This window comes from Nocardiopsis deserti (genome assembly GCF_008638355.1).
Classification (GTDB): Bacteria; Actinomycetota; Actinomycetes; order Streptosporangiales; family Streptosporangiaceae; genus Nocardiopsis; species Nocardiopsis alborubida.
Genome location: NZ_VWVS01000001.1, coordinates 152163 through 166918, shown reverse-complemented (window position 1 = coordinate 166918; position 14756 = coordinate 152163). Strand labels below are relative to the sequence as shown.

Sequence of the window (14756 nt, the reverse complement as noted above, 5' to 3'; positions counted from 1 at the left end):
GGTGTGGTTACCCCTCCCGCCCCGGACGGAAGAGCCGGGCCGGTACGGCGTCGGCCATGGCGGCCATACCGGCGTCGTTGGGGTGCAGGCCGTCACCGCTGTCGTAGGCGGGCAGCAGGCTCAGCGGATCGGCCGGGTCGCGCATCACCTCGTCGAAGTCGATGACGGCGTCGTACTCCCCGCTCGTGCGGATCCACGCGTTGACCGCCTGGCGCTTGGCCTCGTTCTCCTCGGTGTGGAACCCCAGGGTGTCGCCCCCGAACGGCAGGACGGTGCCCCCGTAGACCCGCAGTCCGGCCGCGTGGGCGCGGGCGATGATCTGGCGGTGGGCGCCGATGATCTCCTCGGCCGTGACGGTCTCCGAGACCGGGGCCACGGTGCCGGGGTGGCCCAGGTCGTTGACCCCCAGCAGGACGATGACGTGGCCCACGCCCGGGTGTGCGAGCACGTCCCGGTCGAAGCGGCGCAGGGCGCTCTGCCCGAAGAAGGCCGCGAAGCCCTCGGCTTCGCTGCCCTCGGGCGGGTTGGGGTCGTGCAGCAGGCGGTTGCCCGCGATCCCCGCGTTGAGCACGCCGGTGTGCGGCAGGCGCCGGGCGAGCAGGTCCGGCCACCGGTGGTTCGCGTTCACCTCGGTCTCGGAACCGTCGGTGATGGAGTCGCCCAGGGCCACGACCGCGTCCGCGAGCCGCGTGCGGGACCGCACGCTGACCCCCGAGAGGAAGTGCCACTGGGTGAGCGTGCGGGTCGCCTCGACGGACGTGTCACCGGTGACGTCGCCCGCGGCCACCGCGTTCTCCTGGTAGGAGGATCCGTGCAGGGTGGTCACCCGGGTCTCCTCCGGCAGATGGATGCTCACGACCAGGTCGGAACGTGCGGGCAGTTCCAGCGGCACCGGGTCGCTGACCATGGGCGCGCCCGCCGGGACGGTCACCGACGCACGGCCGCCGAAGGTGACCGTGCGGTCGGTGGCCGGGTCGATGTCGGTTCCCGAGTCGCCCGCGCGCAGGGCCACGTGCACCTCGCCCACGCGCAGCGCGCTCTCCCCGAACTCGTTGGTCAGGCGCAGGCGCAGCCGGTCGCCGCCGACGCTGGTGTGCACGACCTGGCGGATGGTCTCGTCGTGCAGGACCGGTGTAGCCGTGGCGGGCGTGGCGGTCGGCGCGGCCGCCCAGGTGCCGACCCAGTTCCCGGCGTCGGCCTCGGCCGGTGCGGCCGCGGCGCCGACGGCGCTCCAGCCGCCGATCAGGAACAGCGTGCTCGTCATGACGACGGCCAGGCCTCGCCGGGCGCGGATGGGGAACATGGTCTTCTCCTCGGACGTGGGGCTGTGAGCGCAGGGCGGGACGAGGCGGAGCGGAGGACCGGAGGGAACACGGCCTGTCAGCGTCGGGCGGGGCGGGTGAAGTGCCAGCCCTCGGCCCTCAGTGCCGGGATGATCCGGGCCACGGCGTCGACGGTCTGGCCGCGGTCGCCCCCGCCGTCGTGCAGGAGCACCACCGATCCGGGGGCGACGCCCTCCTCCAGACGCCGGACGAGTTCGTCGGTGCCGGGCGGCGCCCAGTCCTCGACGGCCAGACTCCAGCCCAACGGCTGCATGCCCAGCCCGGCCGCCACCTCGGGGCTCTGGCCCCAGGCCCCGTAGGGCGCCCGGAAGTAGGGGACGCGGGCACGGGGCACCGCCTCGCGGATGGCCGCGCCGGTCTCCAGCAGGTCGGCGCGGATCCGCTCCGGCGACCAGGCGCTCATGTCGTCGTGGCGCATGGAGTGGTTGCACAGAGTGTGCCCCTCCCGCGCGATCCGTCGGACGAGGTCGGGGTGCTGGCGCACGCGCTCACCCCAGAGGCAGAACACGGCGTGGACGCGGTGTCGTCGCAGCACGTCGAGCAGCCGGGGGGTGTTGCGCGGGTCGGGCCCGTCGTCGAAGGTGAGGGCCACGGCACGGCCGCCGTGCTGGGTGGAGTCGACGATGTCGGGGGTGGCGTGTCCGCCGGGGGAGGGCGGAGCGGGGCGGGCGCCCGCGGGAGCCGCGGCGCACAGGGCGAAGCCGAGGGCGAGCAGGACGGCGAGGGCGCGGCCCCGCGTCCGTCGGGGGGTGGTGGTCACGCGGGTCTCCTTGGCACGGAGCCTGGGGGGTTCCGGAACATTCCGGCGAAAGCAGCCTAAGGAGCGCCGTGTCGGGGTGTCAACGCTCTCCCCCCGTTCCTCACGGCGGCGGGGCGGTGCTGTCCCGCACGACGAGCTCGGTGGCCAGCTCGACCCGCGGGCTCTCGATGGTCTCGCGCTGCACGAGGCGGTGCACGGTGCGCACCGCGAGCCTGCCCATGTCCGACAGCGGCTGGCGCACGGTGGTCAGGGAGGGCGAGGACCAGCGCGCCTCGGGCAGGTCGTCGAAGCCGACCACGCTGACGTCGGCGGGCACCCGCAGGCCGCGCCGCCGCAGCGCCTCGTAGACGCCCAGCGCCATCTGGTCGCTGGCCGCGAACACGGCCGTGGGCGGCTCGGCGAGCTCGAACAATCGCTCCCCCGCCCGGAAGCCGGACTCGTAGCCGAACTCCCCCGGCACGACCAGCTCGTCGTCGACCGCGAGCCCCGCGGTCTCCAGACCCGCCCGGTAGCCGTCGAGCCGGGCCCGGCTGCACCACAGCTCGGGGCGCCCGGCGACGAAGGCGATGCGCCGGTGGCCGAGGTGGATCAGGTGCTCGGTGGCGCTGAGGCCCCCTGCCCAGTTGGTGACGCCGACCGTGGGCGTGTCCAGGTCCGGGACGCCGACCGGGTCGACGACCACGGCGGGCACGTGCAGCTCCCGCAGCTCCTCGCGCAGCTCGGGATCCAGGTCCGTGGTCACGAGGATCGCCCCGTCGGTGGCGCGCGAGCGCACGTTCTCCAGCCACTGGCGGGTGGAGCTGACCCGGCGGTGGATGGCCGACACCACGATGCCGGTCCCGCTCTCGTGCGCGGCGTCCTCCACCCCGCGGATGATCTCGACGGCCCACGGGCTGTCCAGGTCGTTGAAGACGAGGTCGAGCAGGCCGACGCGCTCCCGGGGCCGACCTCCGCGGCGCCGGTAGCCGTGGGCGCGGATCAGGCTCTCCACGCGCTCGCGCGTGGCGGGGGCGACGTCACCCCGGCCGTTGAGCACGCGCGAGACCGTCGGCGCGGAGACGCCCGCCTCCTCGGCGATGGCGGAGATCGTGACGTCTCGGGACGGGGTGTCGGGCATGGTCCTCCTTTGTGCTCACCCAGAGTACGAGCACAGCTGGTGGGGCGACAGCGCCGAGACGGGATCTTGACGCTGCGCCCGGCGGCGACCTAGGGTCCATTGACCTTCACATGTTACGGAACTTTCCGGAAGTTTCGTCGGTCGCCAGATCGGAGATCCCCCCATGAAGCCGCTCCGCCTCGTCACCGCCGTCCTCGCCGCGACGGCGTTGTCGGTCCCCCTGGCCGCCCCCGCGGTCGCCTCCCCCGGGCACGACCACGGCCACTGGCCGCCGAACCACCCCCGGCACAACGCCAAGCCGGGCACGCTGCGCTGGGCCGCGCCCGACGGGCTGGTCATCGGCACCGCCGTTGCGGGCGGCGGACACCACGAGGACCAGGACTACCCCGACCCCTTCACCTCGGACCGGCAGTACCGCCGGATCCTGGCCCGGGAGTTCAGCTCGGTCTCCCCCGAGAACCAGATGAAGTGGGAGTACATCCACCCCGCACGGGGCGAGTACGCGTTCGGGACGGCCGACAGGATCGTGGACTTCGCCGAGCGCCACGGCCAGGACGTGCGCGGGCACACGCTGCTGTGGCACAGCCAGAACCCCGGGTGGCTGGAGGAGGGCGACTTCACCGACGAGGAGCTGCGCGAGATCCTGCACGACCACATCACCACCGTCGTCGGCCGCTACGAGGGCCGGATCTCGCAGTGGGACGTGGCCAACGAGATCTTCGACGAGTCGGGGGAGCTGCGCACCGAGGACAACATCTGGATCCGCGAGCTCGGGCCGGGGATCATCGCCGACGCCTTCCGCTGGGCCCACGAGGCCGACCCGTCGGCGGAGCTGTACTTCAACGACTACGGCGTCGAGGACGTCAACGCCAAGAGCGACGCCTACCACGCGCTGGTCCAGGAACTGCTGGCGGACGGCGTGCCGGTGCACGGGTTCTCCGCCCAGGTGCACCTGAGCATGCGGTACGGCTTCCCGTCCGGCCTGCAGGAGAACCTCCAGCGTTTCGACGACCTCGGCCTGGGCACGGCGCTGACCGAGGTGGACGTGCGCATGGCGGTGCCCGAGGACGGGGAGCCGACCGGGGAGCAGCTGGAGCGGCAGGCCGACTACTACGGGCAGGCGCTGGAGGCCTGCCTGGGGGTGGAGGGCTGCGACTCCTTCACCATCTGGGGCTTCACCGACAGGTACTCGTGGGTACCGGTGTTCTTCGAGGGCGAGGGCGCGGCGACCGTCATGGACGGGGACTTCGACCGCAAGCCCGCCTACTTCACCCTCCGCTCCCTTCTGAAGGAGGCCGAGGACGACGGGCAGGGCCGCCCGCCCTGGGCGGGCCACGGCCGGTAGCCGGGTACCGCGCCCCCGTCGCCGCGCCCGTCGGCCTTCCTCCGCCGGCGGGCGCGGTACTTCCGACCCAGCGTGCGCCGTGCCCGACTCGGGGCCCCGCGCAACCCCTGGCCGAAGCGGTTGTCCGGCGGGCGTGTGAACCCCGCCCCGGCGGACCCCGGCGCCCCGGAGGTCAGGCGGCGGTGTGGTAGATGTTCTGCGCCCGGCCCAGGCCGTCGGTGAGGACCGTGCGCACCGCGTCGGCGGCGCGTTCGACGTTGAGGTCCAGCTCGGCGCGCTCGGTGGAGGAGAAGTCCTTGAGCACGTACGCGGCCGGGTCCATCCGGCCCGGCGGGCGGCCCACCCCGAAGCGCACGCGGATGTAGTCCGGGCTGGACAGGGAGGAGGTCATCGACTTCAGGCCGTTGTGCCCGCCCGGCCCGCCGCCCTTCTTGAGCTTGAGCGCGCCGAAGTCGATGTCCATCTCGTCGTGCACCACGACGATCCGCTCGACCGGGACCTTGTAGAAGCGGGCCAGGCCGGAGACCGGGCCGCCCGACAGGTTCATGAAGCTCCGCGGCTTGGCCAGCACCGCGGGAACACCGTCCAGGCGGGTCTCCACCACCTCGGCGTGCGCCTTGTGCGCCTTCCAGCGCTCGCCGCCCGCGAGTGCCTCCACCACCAGGAAACCGGCGTTGTGCCTGTTCCCGGCGTACTTGGGCCCGGGATTGCCCAGCCCCACGACGAGCCAGCGCTCGGTATCGGCCATGTCCTCGTTCTCTCCGCCGACGTTGCCGTCCCCGGCGCTCTCCGCGCCGGAGCCCCTGCCGCCGAACAGCCTGCCCCACCAGTTGCCCATGGGGCACGACCCTACCGGGACGGCGGCTGACACGACGGACGCGCGGCCCCTCTCGGGAGACCGCGCGTCGTCGTCTGTGGCCTGCGACCGTCTACTCGGCCTCGGTGCCCTCAGCGGCCTCGGCGCCCTCGGCGGCCTCCTCGCTGGTCTCCGGCTCCTCCTCCACGCGGGGGGCGGAGACGGTGAGCAGGATGGCCTCGGGGTCGGTCACCAGGGTGACGCCGGAGGGCAGCTTGATGTCGGCGGCGGTCGGGTTGGCGCCGACCTCCAGGTCCTCGATGACGAACTCGACGCCCTCGGGGATGTGGGTGGCCTCGGCCTCGACGGCCACGGTGACGAGCTCCTGGTTCAGCACACCCGGGGCCTTGACCTCACCGATCAGGTGGACCGGGATCTCGACCTCGACCTTCTCGCCCTTGGAGACGACCAGCAGGTCGATGTGCTCCAGGAAGCCCTTGATGGCGTCGCGCTGCACGCTCTTGGGGAGGGCAAGGTTGTCCTTGTCCAGGCCGTCGAGGCGGATCAGGACGTTGGGGGTCTTCAGGGCGAGCATGAGCTCGTGGCCCGGCAGGTTCAGGTGGCGGGGCTCGGTGCCGTGGCCGTAGAGGACGGCCGGCACCTTACCCGCGCGGCGGGCGCGACGAGAGGCGCCCTTGCCGAATTCCGTGCGGGGCTCGGCAGCGATACGTACCTCGGACACGACAAAACTCCTCGGGTTCAACCCCGCAGCACGGGGAACACGACTCCAGTAGCACGAACGATTCCCGCCCTCGGCGGTGAATGCGGCGGGGACTGCCCTCAGGCAGGGACGCAACCGCCCTGGTTCCAGGCGTGCCCGGCGAGCCGCCACCGGACCCGCCCGGCCCGGGAACGCTCGTCGCGCACCCCTGCCCGCCTTCCACACGCAGCCTTCTTAGGGCTCCGCCTGGGCACGGGGACACTCGGTCAAGTCTAATGGCTTCGCCGACGACTCCGAACATGGTCCGCGATTCCCTCCCCGGTCCGGACAAGCCCCCAGAGAAACCTGCGGGCCGGGCGGCCTCCGGGTGGACGTCGGCGGGGACATCCGCCACGGCGGCGGGGGTCGACCCCGCCCGCCCTCCAGGTCGCCGCCAGGGCGCCGGGACGCCGGTCCGGTCACGCCGGGACCGGGAACGCGCCGATCCACGCGCTGGGGACCGTCCGCGCCGCCGTGCGCCACTCCCGGAGGGGGCCCGCAACGGCGGAGACCTCCCGCGGCCCGCCCAAAAGGGCGGCCGCGGGAGGTCCCGGACGGCAGGCGGGACGCGCGTCCCCCGCGTCTACTCGAACAGGCTCGTGACCGAACCGTCGGTGAAGACCTCGCTGATGGCGCGGGCCACCAGCGGCGCGATCGAGAGCTGGGTCAGCTTCTCGAAGGCGCGCTCCTCCGGAACGGGCAGCGAGTTGGTGATGACCACCTCGGAGATCCGCGAGTTCTGGAGGCGCTCGGCCGCGGGACCGGACAGCACGCCGTGCGTGGCGGCCACCAGGACCTTGGACGCGCCCTGCTCGAACAGGGCCTCGGAGGCCTTGACGATGGTGCCGCCGGTGTCGATCATGTCGTCCACCAGCACGCAGACGCGGCCCTTGACCTCACCGACGACCTCGTGCACGCGGACCTGGTTGGCCACGTCCGGGTCGCGGCGCTTGTGGATGATCGCCAGCGGAGCGCCGAGGCGGTCCGCCCAGCGGTCGGCGGTGCGCACCCGGCCCGCGTCCGGGGAGACCACCGTGATCTCGGACTGGTCGACCCGGCTGGCGATGTGGTCGGCCAGTATCGGCAGCGCGAACAGGTGGTCCACGGGTCCGTCGAAGAAGCCCTGGATCTGGTCCGTGTGCAGGTCGACGGCCATCATCCGGTCCGCGCCCGCGGTGCGGAACAGGTCGGTCATGAGGCGGGCCGAGATGGGCTCGCGGCCGCGGTGCTTCTTGTCCTGCCGGGCGTAGCCGAAGAACGGGGTCACCACGGTGATCCTCTTGGCGGACGCGCGCTTGAGCGCGTCCACCATGATCAGCTGCTCCATGATGGACTCGTTGATCGGGTCGGAGTGGCACTGGATGACGAACGCGTCCGAGCCGCGCACCGACTCCAGGTAACGGACGAAGATCTCACCGTTGGCGAAGGTGTCGAACCGGGTGGGGACCACGTCGATCCCCAGTTCCTTCGCGACCTCCTCGGCCAGGCTCGGGTGCGTGCGCCCCGAGAAGAGCATCAGGTTCTTCTGGCCGGTGGCCTTCATCCCGGTCACGTGTTTCTCCCCCACAGTCACTGCTTGTCGTCGGCTCTGTGCCGATCGGCCTGCTCCGCCGCCTCGGCGGAGGGCGTGCCCGGGCGCTTGCGCCGGGTCCAGCCCTCGACGTTGCGCTGGCGGTGCCCCTCGGAAACCGCGAGAGCACCGGGCGGCACGTCGTCGCGGACCACGGTCCCCGCCCCGGAGTAGGCGCCGTCGCCCACGTGGACCGGGGCGACGATGGTGTTGTCGCTGCCGATCCTGACGTGGTCGCCGATGACGCTCCGGGACTTGTTGACCCCGTCGTAGTTGACGAACACCGAGGAGCAGCCGATGTTGCTGCCCACGCCGATGTCCGCGTCGCCGACGTAGGTCAGGTGCGGGATCTTGGACTCGGCGCCGACGTTCGAGTTCTTGACCTCGACGAAGGCTCCGGCCTTGGACCGCTCGGCCAGGCGGGTGCCCGGCCGCAGGTAGGTGTAGGGGCCGACGGAGGCCCCGGGGCCGATCTCGGCACGGTCCGCCGTGGTCTCGCGCACCGTGGCGCCCGCGCCGACGACCGTGTCCCTCAGGTCCGCGCGGGGGCCGACCACGGCGTCCTCGCCGACGGAGGTGGCGCCCAGCAGCCGGGTCCCGGGTTCGATCACGGTGTCGCGGCCGATGGCGACCTGGGCGTCCACCCAGGTGGTGGCGGGGTCGACGACGGTGACCCCGGCGAGCATGTGCTCGTTGACCAGTCTGTCGTTGAGGACGCGGCGGGCCTCGGAGAGCTGGACGCGGTTGTTGACGCCCTGGACCTCGTGCCAGTCCCCCGCCGCCCAGGCGCCGACCCGGTGGCCGTCGCCGCGCAGCAGGGAGACGGCGTCGGTCACGTACTCCTCGCCCTTGGCGTTGTCGGTGGACAGGCGCTGGACGACCTCGGACAGCAGGGCGCCGTCGAAGGCGTACATGCCCGAGTTGATCTCGTCGATCGCGTGCTGCTCGGGGGTGGCGTCGGCGTGCTCGACGATGCCGGTGAAGTCGCCGTCGGCGTCGCGGACGATGCGGCCGTAACCGTGGGGGTCGGGTACGCGCGCGGAGAGCACCGTGACGGCGTTGCCCTCCTCCTCGTGGGCCGCGACGAGCTCCGCGAGCGTGGAACCGCGCAGGAGGGGGGTGTCACCGCAGGTCAGGACCACGGTGCCGCTGAGCTTGACGCCCTTGGCGGCCAGGTCCTCGATCGCCATGCGAACGGCGTGACCGGTGCCGTTCTGCTCCTCCTGGACCGCGGTGGCGGTCTGGGGGGCGATCTCCTCCAGGTGGGATCTGACCTGCTCACGCGCGTGGCCGACGACCACGACCGCGTGCTGGGGATCGAGTTCCCGCGCCGCCGCGAGCACGTGGCCGAGCATGCTGCGGCCGTTGAGCTCGTGGAGGACCTTGGGAAGCTTCGACTTCATTCGGGTGCCCTCGCCCGCCGCGAGGACGATGACGGCAGCCGGACGGTTCACGCTCACTGAGGAGTCCCTCGTGGTAGCTGGTGGCTGAGATGTCGGCTCACCCTTCGGCGGCGCGACCCGCATGCCGCACGGGCGGCCGTCGGATGACCAGCGGCCGACATGGGAAGGATACATGTGCGTCACCAGCGCCCCACGGGCGCGTGACGCGGGGGTGAGCGGCTGTTGGCCGCACCGCGCCTGTGGCGTCGGTTTCCGAGGGTTCGGTGTGAGATGCACCGCTTCGGATGGTTGTGTCCGTTCCGCAGGGGTACGCGGTGTGAGACGGGACGTACGACCCGGCGCGACGAGCGCGGTCTTCGGACGGCGCCGGACACCGCGTTCCGGGCACGTCCTCGGCGGGACGCGCGCGGACCCGCTGGAGCGCCCCGCGCTTGCGCGCGCGACACCGGGGTAGCTCCCGGACCAGGGCTCGAACCTGGACGATGGGGACCAAAACCCCACATGCTGCCGATTACATCATCCGGGAACGCGTCGGGGTGGAACACACCACCCGCACGCCAGCCACCAAGATAGCGCCTTTCATGGAGGGGTTGCCAAACCTACGGCATCGTAGGTTACGGTTACGTAGGAATAGGTTGGGTCGTCGCGGCGGTCACTCAGGTGCCCTCGGACGCCGTCCTGACCGCGACGACGTCGCCCGACTGCCTGACAGCGAGGAAGAACCATGACCGCTGCTCCCGAGCTACCGACCAAGAAGACAGAGACGAAGCGCGAGGCGATCCCCGAGTACGAGCCCGAACTGCGCGGCAAGGCCGAGCGGTACACGGTCTTCGCGTTCGTGTTCGTGCCGCTGATCGCGCTGCTGGCCTCACTGCCCTTCTTCTGGGGCTGGGGCCTGACCCTGACCGACATCGCCATCGCCTCGGTCTTCTACCTGATCAGCGGGCTGGGCATCACGGTCGGCTTCCACCGCCACTTCACGCACGGCTCGTTCAAGGCCAATCGCCCGCTGCGCATCGCGCTCGCGATCGCCGGCTCGATGGCCATCGAGGGCAGTGTCATCAAGTGGGTGGCCGACCACCGCCGCCACCACAAGTACGCCGACGCCGAGGGCGACCCGCACTCGCCGTGGCGCTTCGGAGACGACTGGAAGTCGGTCGCCAAGGGCCTGTACTACGCGCACATGGCGTGGATGTACCTGGACGACAAGAAGACCTCGCCGCGCCGCTTCGCGCCCGACCTGCTCAAGGACAAGGACATCGTCCTGGTCGACAGGCTCTTCGGGCTGATCGTGGTCTTCTCCCTGGGCGCCCCGGCGCTCATCGGCGGCCTGGTCACCATGTCCTGGTGGGGCGCGTTCACCGCCTTCTTCTGGGCCAGCCTGGTGCGCATGGCCCTGCTGCACCACGTCACCTGGTCGATCAACTCCATCTGCCACACCATCGGCGAGGAGAACTTCGAGGTGCGCGACCGCTCCCGCAACGTGTGGTGGCTGGCCATCCCGTCCTTCGGCGAGTCCTGGCACAACCTGCACCACGCCGACCCCACCTGCGCGCGCCACGGCGTGCTCAAGGGCCAGATCGACATCTCCGCCCGCGTCATCTGGATCTTCGAGAAGCTCGGCTGGGCTTCCAAGGTCCGCTGGCCCAACAACGAGCGACTCGCCGCCAAACGGGTCAGCGTCTAGGATCGGTAGCCATCATGGGAGCAGCCGACAGCGATCAGAAGATCCGTGTGCGCCGCAAGCGCATGACGGGCAAGGAGCGTCGGCAACAGCTGGTGGAGATCGGCCGGGAGCTGTTCGCCGAGCGCGGGTTCGACGCGGCCTCCGTCGAGGAGATCGCCGCGCGGGCCGGTGTGTCCAAGCCCGTGGTGTACGAGCACTTCGGCGGCAAGGAGGGCATCTACGCGGTCGTGGTCGACCGTGAGATGCGCACCCTCCTGGCGATGATGGGCGAGGCCCTCTCCGCCGACGGCGCTCGGAGCAAGATCGAGAACGCGGCCCTGGCCCTGCTGCGGTACGTGGAGGAGAACACCGTGGGGTTCCGGGTGCTGACCCGGGACTCGCACGCGGCCTCCGGCACGGGAAGTTTCGCCAGTCTGCTCAACGACATCGCCAGCCAGGTCGAGCACATCATGGTCGACGAGTTCGCCGAACGGGGTTACGACCCGGCGCTCGCCCCCATGTACGCCCAGGCCCTGGTGGGGATGTGGGCCCTGACCGGCCAGTGGTGGCTGGAGGTGCGCAGGCCCAAGCGCGAGGTGGTCGCCGCGCACCTGGTCAACCTGGCGTGGAACGGGCTGTCGAGCCTGGAGCCCAAGCCGAAGCTGAGTCCGGGCAAACGCAGGGCGGGCTGACCTCGGACGGTCCTCCTTGACCTGTGGGGCGGGTGTGCACGGCATACCCGCCCCACTATCTTGATGTCAAGAGATAAGCTGTCCCCATGCGCGATGAGGTGGATGGGCTGATCGAGGCGTGGCGCTCCGAACGCCCCGACGTGGACGTGACGCCGCTGGAGGTGTTCAGCCGGGTGTCGCGGCTCGCGCGCCACCTGGACCGCGCCCGGCGCACCGTCTTCACCGAACACGCCCTGGAGCCCTGGGAGTTCGACGTGCTCGCCGAACTGCGCCGCTCCGGCCCCCCGTACGAGCTGAGCCCCGGGCGGCTGCTGCGCGCCACCCTGGTGACCTCGGGGACCATGACCAACCGGGTGGACCGGCTGGCCGCGGCCGGTCTGGTGCGGCGCCGCCCCGACCCCGCCGACAAGCGCGGGGTCCTGGTCCGGCTGACCGAGCAGGGCGCCCAGCGCATCGACGCGGCCCTCAAGTCGCTCCTGAGCTACGAGGAGACCCTGCTGGCGCCGATGGCCGACGGAGACCGCGAACAGCTGGCATCGTTGCTGAGACGCCTCCTGGCGCCCCTCGACAGGGGCCCCGAGGGGCAGCAGGGCTAGGGCGAGCGGTATCCGCGACCCGACGCGGGTGCGCGGCGCCGAACGGGGTCCGGACATCCACACGAGCGAGGCGGGCGCGCAGGAGATCGCCGCCGTGTGGCGAACGCCTCCCGGGCACCGCGCGTGAGGTCCGCGCCTCCCGGGGTAGTGCAGCCCCGGTACGCGCAGTCGATCGTTCGGGGGGACATGTGCGAGTCCGTTGGATGGCCGTGGCGGCCGCGGCCGTGCTGGTCGCGGGGTGCTCGGGCAACGGTGGCGGGAGCGGTGACGGCGGCGGGGCGGACTCCGGAGGCCACTACCTGTCCCTGGGCGACTCGATCAGCGTGGGCGTGCAGCCCGACGGCAACGGCGAACCGGTGGAGACCTCCGAGGGGTACACCGACATCCTGTACCGCACCCTGAAGGAGGACCGGCCGGAGCTCCGGCACGAGCGGATGGGGTGCGCGGGCGAGGACACCACCACCTTCATGGAGGGCGGCCTGCCCGGCTGCGACCCCCGCTACGAGCACGGCTCGCAGCTGGAGGAGGCCGAGGCCTTCCTGGCGGAGCACGGGGGCGAGGTCGACCTGGTGACGCTCACCATCGGCGCCAACAACTTCACGAGCTGCGTGCGGGGGATCAGCACCCCCGAGGGGCAGGCCCCCGACTCCGGGGACGTGGACATCGACCGCGCGTGCGTGGACGAGGGCCTGGACCGGCTCCGGGAGGAGACCCCCGAGATCGCCGAGCGGCTGCGCGAGGCGGCGGGACCGGACACGCAGATCATCGGGATGACCTACTACAACCCGTTCCTGGCCTTCCTGCTGATGGACGGGGACCCCGCCCATCAGGCGGCCGCGTCGGCGGAGGAGGCCGAGGAGCTCTTCCCCGAGATCGAGGCGCGCGGGGGTCTGGCCGAGGAGGCGGTGGACATCCTGCTGGAGGTCAACGGGACGATCGCCGACGCCTACCGGGCGGAGGGGATCGACGTGGCGGAGGTGGACGCGGTCTTCGAGTCCACCAACCAGGAGGTGCCCCAGGGCAGCGAGACGGGGCTGCCCGCCAACCTCCAGAACGTCTGCGACCTGACGTGGATGTGCCACGGCGAGCGGGGACCGGACATCCACCCCAACGAGGAGGGCGCGCGCGAGATCGCCGCCGTCTTCGCCCGGCAGGTCGGTTGAGGCGACCGGGGCCGTCCGACCGGCGGGTCCGGTGGACCCGGCGGCCGCGTTCGGGGCGGGCAGGGGTGGGCCCCGGGCTGGCCGGAAGTGTTGCCGGCGTGAGTTGTGAGGCCCTGACCTGCGATGATCTTGTACTTGTAGCCGACGTCGGCGCTCGAACCTCGCTACAAGTACAAGATCACGGCGAATTCGGTCGCGGAGGGGCGGCTACTCCGCGCCGCCGGGGAGCGCCTTCTCGATGAGCGCGGTGATCCTGGGGTCGTCGGGCTCGGTCGAGGTGCGGAAGCGGTGCACGCCGCCGTCGGGAAGGACGAGGAACTTCTCGAAGTTCCACTTGACCTTCCCGGCCCTGCCGTCCTCGTCGGCGGCCGAGGAGAGCGCCGCGTAGAGCGGGTGCTGCTGCCTGCCGTTGACCTTGGCCTTGGCCGTCATGGGGAAGGTGACGCCCCAGGTGGCCGAGCAGTACTCGGCGATGCTCTCCTCGCTGCCGAACTCCTGGAGGAACTGGTTGCTGGGGACGCCGAGCACGGTGAACCCCCGGTCGCCGTACTGGTGCTGGAGCTTCTCCAGCCGCTCGTACTGCGGGGTGTATCCGCAGCGCGAGGCGACGTTGACCACCAGCCTCACCTTGCCGGACCACTCGCCGAACGTCGTCTCGCGTCCGTCGATCAGGGTCACGGGGATCTCGTCCAGGTCGCTCATCCGCGTCCATCTCCTTGATTGCCGGGGCGCCGACGCCCACCGCGCGGCGCGGTGCTTCACGACGTATTCGGAGCACACGCCGCCGTGGCTCGGATTCTTTCTCAGGAAAGGGTCCCGGTCCAGCCGTACCGCCCGCGCACCGCGCCCGGCCGGTCACGCGGACCAGGCCCCGGACCGTTCCGGACACGTCGGGGGATGGCATTCCTCCGGTCCGGTTCTGCTGTCTCCATGCGGCCTCCGAACCGCTATGCCCCGTTCTGCCGCACACCGCTGCCCGACACCTCGACCGGCTCCCGGAGTTTCGACCGCCAGCCGCCCTCCGCCGTCGGATGCTTACCCCTGTACACAGCACGACCCACCCCGGCTGGTGGCTGACGGCGGAGGCCGCTGTCTCCGGCACGGATGCAGAAGGAGAGAGACCCCATGGCCCAGGCCGCCTACTTCGCGTTCAACGGCTTCCACGACGGAAGCCCCGAATTCGTGTTCGAACTCACCGACGAGAGCAAGATCGCCCACGCGCGCCGCATCCTCTCCGGGGAGGAGCAGAACGAGGTACACGTCATGGGCAGGCTCATGAAGAGGGCGAAGCCCTACAACCCGAAGTACAGCTTCCACCTCGACCCCGACACCGTCCACTTCTTCGAGGTCGCGATCGAGGTCTGCGACGCCTCACCCATCTACGTCGAGGACCACCTGGACGAGGCGGGCGGCGCCTTCCTGCCCGGCCTGCACTGGTGCCCGTGGGCGTCGAGGCTGACCCGCGAGGTCAAGCTGTAGGGTCGACACCGCGCGTCCCCGCCGGGCCGCTGTGAGCCAGGCGGGGTTCCGGGAAACGGCGCGGGA

At 71.5% G+C, this 14756-nt stretch carries 14 protein-coding genes; 6 read left to right on the top strand and 8 right to left on the bottom strand.

The features are described 5' to 3' along the window. Positions 1-7: 7 nt before the first annotated feature. From FYW99_RS10465 to FYW99_RS10455, 3 genes are all read right to left on the bottom strand, one after another. The gene (locus FYW99_RS10465) at positions 8-1303 is read right to left on the bottom strand and encodes an SGNH/GDSL hydrolase family protein (RefSeq protein ID WP_150251836.1); all 1296 of its coding nucleotides are present in this window, start codon (positions 1301-1303) and stop codon (positions 8-10) included. 77 nt (positions 1304-1380) lie between these two features. Beyond that, positions 1381-2103: a polysaccharide deacetylase family protein gene (locus tag FYW99_RS10460; protein ID WP_150251835.1), complete on the bottom strand. Its 723-nt coding sequence runs from the start codon at positions 2101-2103 to the stop codon at positions 1381-1383. Between the two features lie 100 nt (positions 2104-2203). Continuing rightward, the gene (locus FYW99_RS10455; RefSeq protein WP_061083731.1) at positions 2204-3220 is read right to left on the bottom strand and encodes a LacI family DNA-binding transcriptional regulator; all 1017 of its coding nucleotides are present in this window, start codon (positions 3218-3220) and stop codon (positions 2204-2206) included. 163 nt (positions 3221-3383) lie between these two features. On the opposite strand from FYW99_RS10455, the gene FYW99_RS10450 reads away from it, so the two are divergent. Then, positions 3384-4565: an endo-1,4-beta-xylanase gene (locus FYW99_RS10450; RefSeq protein ID WP_150251834.1), complete on the top strand. Its 1182-nt coding sequence runs from the start codon at positions 3384-3386 to the stop codon at positions 4563-4565. 172 nt (positions 4566-4737) lie between these two features. On the opposite strand, the gene pth is transcribed toward FYW99_RS10450, so the two are convergent. The 4 genes from pth to glmU all read right to left on the bottom strand — a co-directional run bounded on the left by pth (position 4738) and on the right by glmU (position 9151). Continuing rightward, positions 4738-5403, bottom strand: coding sequence for an aminoacyl-tRNA hydrolase (gene pth, locus FYW99_RS10445; RefSeq protein WP_150251833.1), 666 nt, complete (start codon positions 5401-5403; stop codon positions 4738-4740). Positions 5404-5494: 91 nt separating this feature from the next. Then, entirely contained in the window at positions 5495-6103 is a 609-nt protein-coding gene (locus tag FYW99_RS10440) for a 50S ribosomal protein L25/general stress protein Ctc (protein ID WP_150251832.1), read from the bottom strand. 601 nt (positions 6104-6704) lie between these two features. Continuing rightward, a complete protein-coding gene (locus FYW99_RS10435) occupies positions 6705-7673 on the bottom strand; it encodes a ribose-phosphate diphosphokinase (protein WP_150251831.1) in 969 nt (322 codons plus the stop codon). 17 nt (positions 7674-7690) lie between these two features. After that, a complete protein-coding gene (gene glmU / locus FYW99_RS10430; protein ID WP_150251830.1) occupies positions 7691-9151 on the bottom strand; it encodes a bifunctional UDP-N-acetylglucosamine diphosphorylase/glucosamine-1-phosphate N-acetyltransferase GlmU in 1461 nt (486 codons plus the stop codon). A 667-nt stretch (positions 9152-9818) separates the two neighbouring features. Here glmU and FYW99_RS10425 point away from each other — a divergent pair. From FYW99_RS10425 to FYW99_RS10410, 4 genes are all read left to right on the top strand, one after another. Beyond that, complete coding sequence (locus FYW99_RS10425) at positions 9819-10781, top strand: acyl-CoA desaturase (RefSeq protein ID WP_150251829.1); 963 nt, start codon at positions 9819-9821, stop codon at positions 10779-10781. Positions 10782-10795: 14 nt separating this feature from the next. Beyond that, positions 10796-11452: a TetR/AcrR family transcriptional regulator gene (locus tag FYW99_RS10420; protein ID WP_026114641.1), complete on the top strand. Its 657-nt coding sequence runs from the start codon at positions 10796-10798 to the stop codon at positions 11450-11452. A gap of 86 nt (positions 11453-11538) precedes the next feature. Next, a complete protein-coding gene (locus FYW99_RS10415) occupies positions 11539-12048 on the top strand; it encodes a MarR family winged helix-turn-helix transcriptional regulator (protein WP_150251828.1) in 510 nt (169 codons plus the stop codon). A 203-nt stretch (positions 12049-12251) separates the two neighbouring features. After that, on the top strand, positions 12252-13211 hold the full coding sequence (locus FYW99_RS10410) for a GDSL-type esterase/lipase family protein (protein ID WP_150251827.1): 960 nt from the start codon (positions 12252-12254) through the stop codon (positions 13209-13211). Between the two features lie 207 nt (positions 13212-13418). On the opposite strand, the gene FYW99_RS10405 is transcribed toward FYW99_RS10410, so the two are convergent. After that, a complete protein-coding gene (locus tag FYW99_RS10405; RefSeq protein ID WP_150251826.1) occupies positions 13419-13913 on the bottom strand; it encodes a glutathione peroxidase in 495 nt (164 codons plus the stop codon). A 423-nt stretch (positions 13914-14336) separates the two neighbouring features. Between FYW99_RS10405 and FYW99_RS10400 the strand changes: the two genes are divergently transcribed. Then, positions 14337-14690, top strand: a complete 354-nt coding sequence (locus tag FYW99_RS10400) for a BP74-related protein (RefSeq protein WP_150251825.1) — start codon at positions 14337-14339, stop codon at positions 14688-14690. Positions 14691-14756: the final 66 nt, after the last annotated feature.

What these genes read in the sequence shown, in the direction of transcription:
- FYW99_RS10465 (WP_150251836.1), bottom strand. Translation starts at nt 1,303, where the DNA reads ATGTTCCCCATCCGCGCCCGGCGAGGCCTGGCCGTCGTCATGACGAGC.
- FYW99_RS10455 (WP_061083731.1), bottom strand. Translation starts at nt 3,220, where the DNA reads ATGCCCGACACCCCGTCCCGAGACGTCACGATCTCCGCCATCGCCGAG.
- FYW99_RS10450 (WP_150251834.1), top strand. Translation starts at nt 3,384, where the DNA reads ATGAAGCCGCTCCGCCTCGTCACCGCCGTCCTCGCCGCGACGGCGTTG.
- pth (WP_150251833.1), bottom strand. Translation starts at nt 5,403, where the DNA reads ATGGGCAACTGGTGGGGCAGGCTGTTCGGCGGCAGGGGCTCCGGCGCG.
- FYW99_RS10425 (WP_150251829.1), top strand. Translation starts at nt 9,819, where the DNA reads ATGACCGCTGCTCCCGAGCTACCGACCAAGAAGACAGAGACGAAGCGC.
- FYW99_RS10420 (WP_026114641.1), top strand. Translation starts at nt 10,796, where the DNA reads ATGGGAGCAGCCGACAGCGATCAGAAGATCCGTGTGCGCCGCAAGCGC.
- FYW99_RS10415 (WP_150251828.1), top strand. Translation starts at nt 11,539, where the DNA reads ATGCGCGATGAGGTGGATGGGCTGATCGAGGCGTGGCGCTCCGAACGC.
- FYW99_RS10410 (WP_150251827.1), top strand. Translation starts at nt 12,252, where the DNA reads ATGGCCGTGGCGGCCGCGGCCGTGCTGGTCGCGGGGTGCTCGGGCAAC.
- FYW99_RS10405 (WP_150251826.1), bottom strand. Translation starts at nt 13,913, where the DNA reads ATGAGCGACCTGGACGAGATCCCCGTGACCCTGATCGACGGACGCGAG.
- FYW99_RS10400 (WP_150251825.1), top strand. Translation starts at nt 14,337, where the DNA reads ATGGCCCAGGCCGCCTACTTCGCGTTCAACGGCTTCCACGACGGAAGC.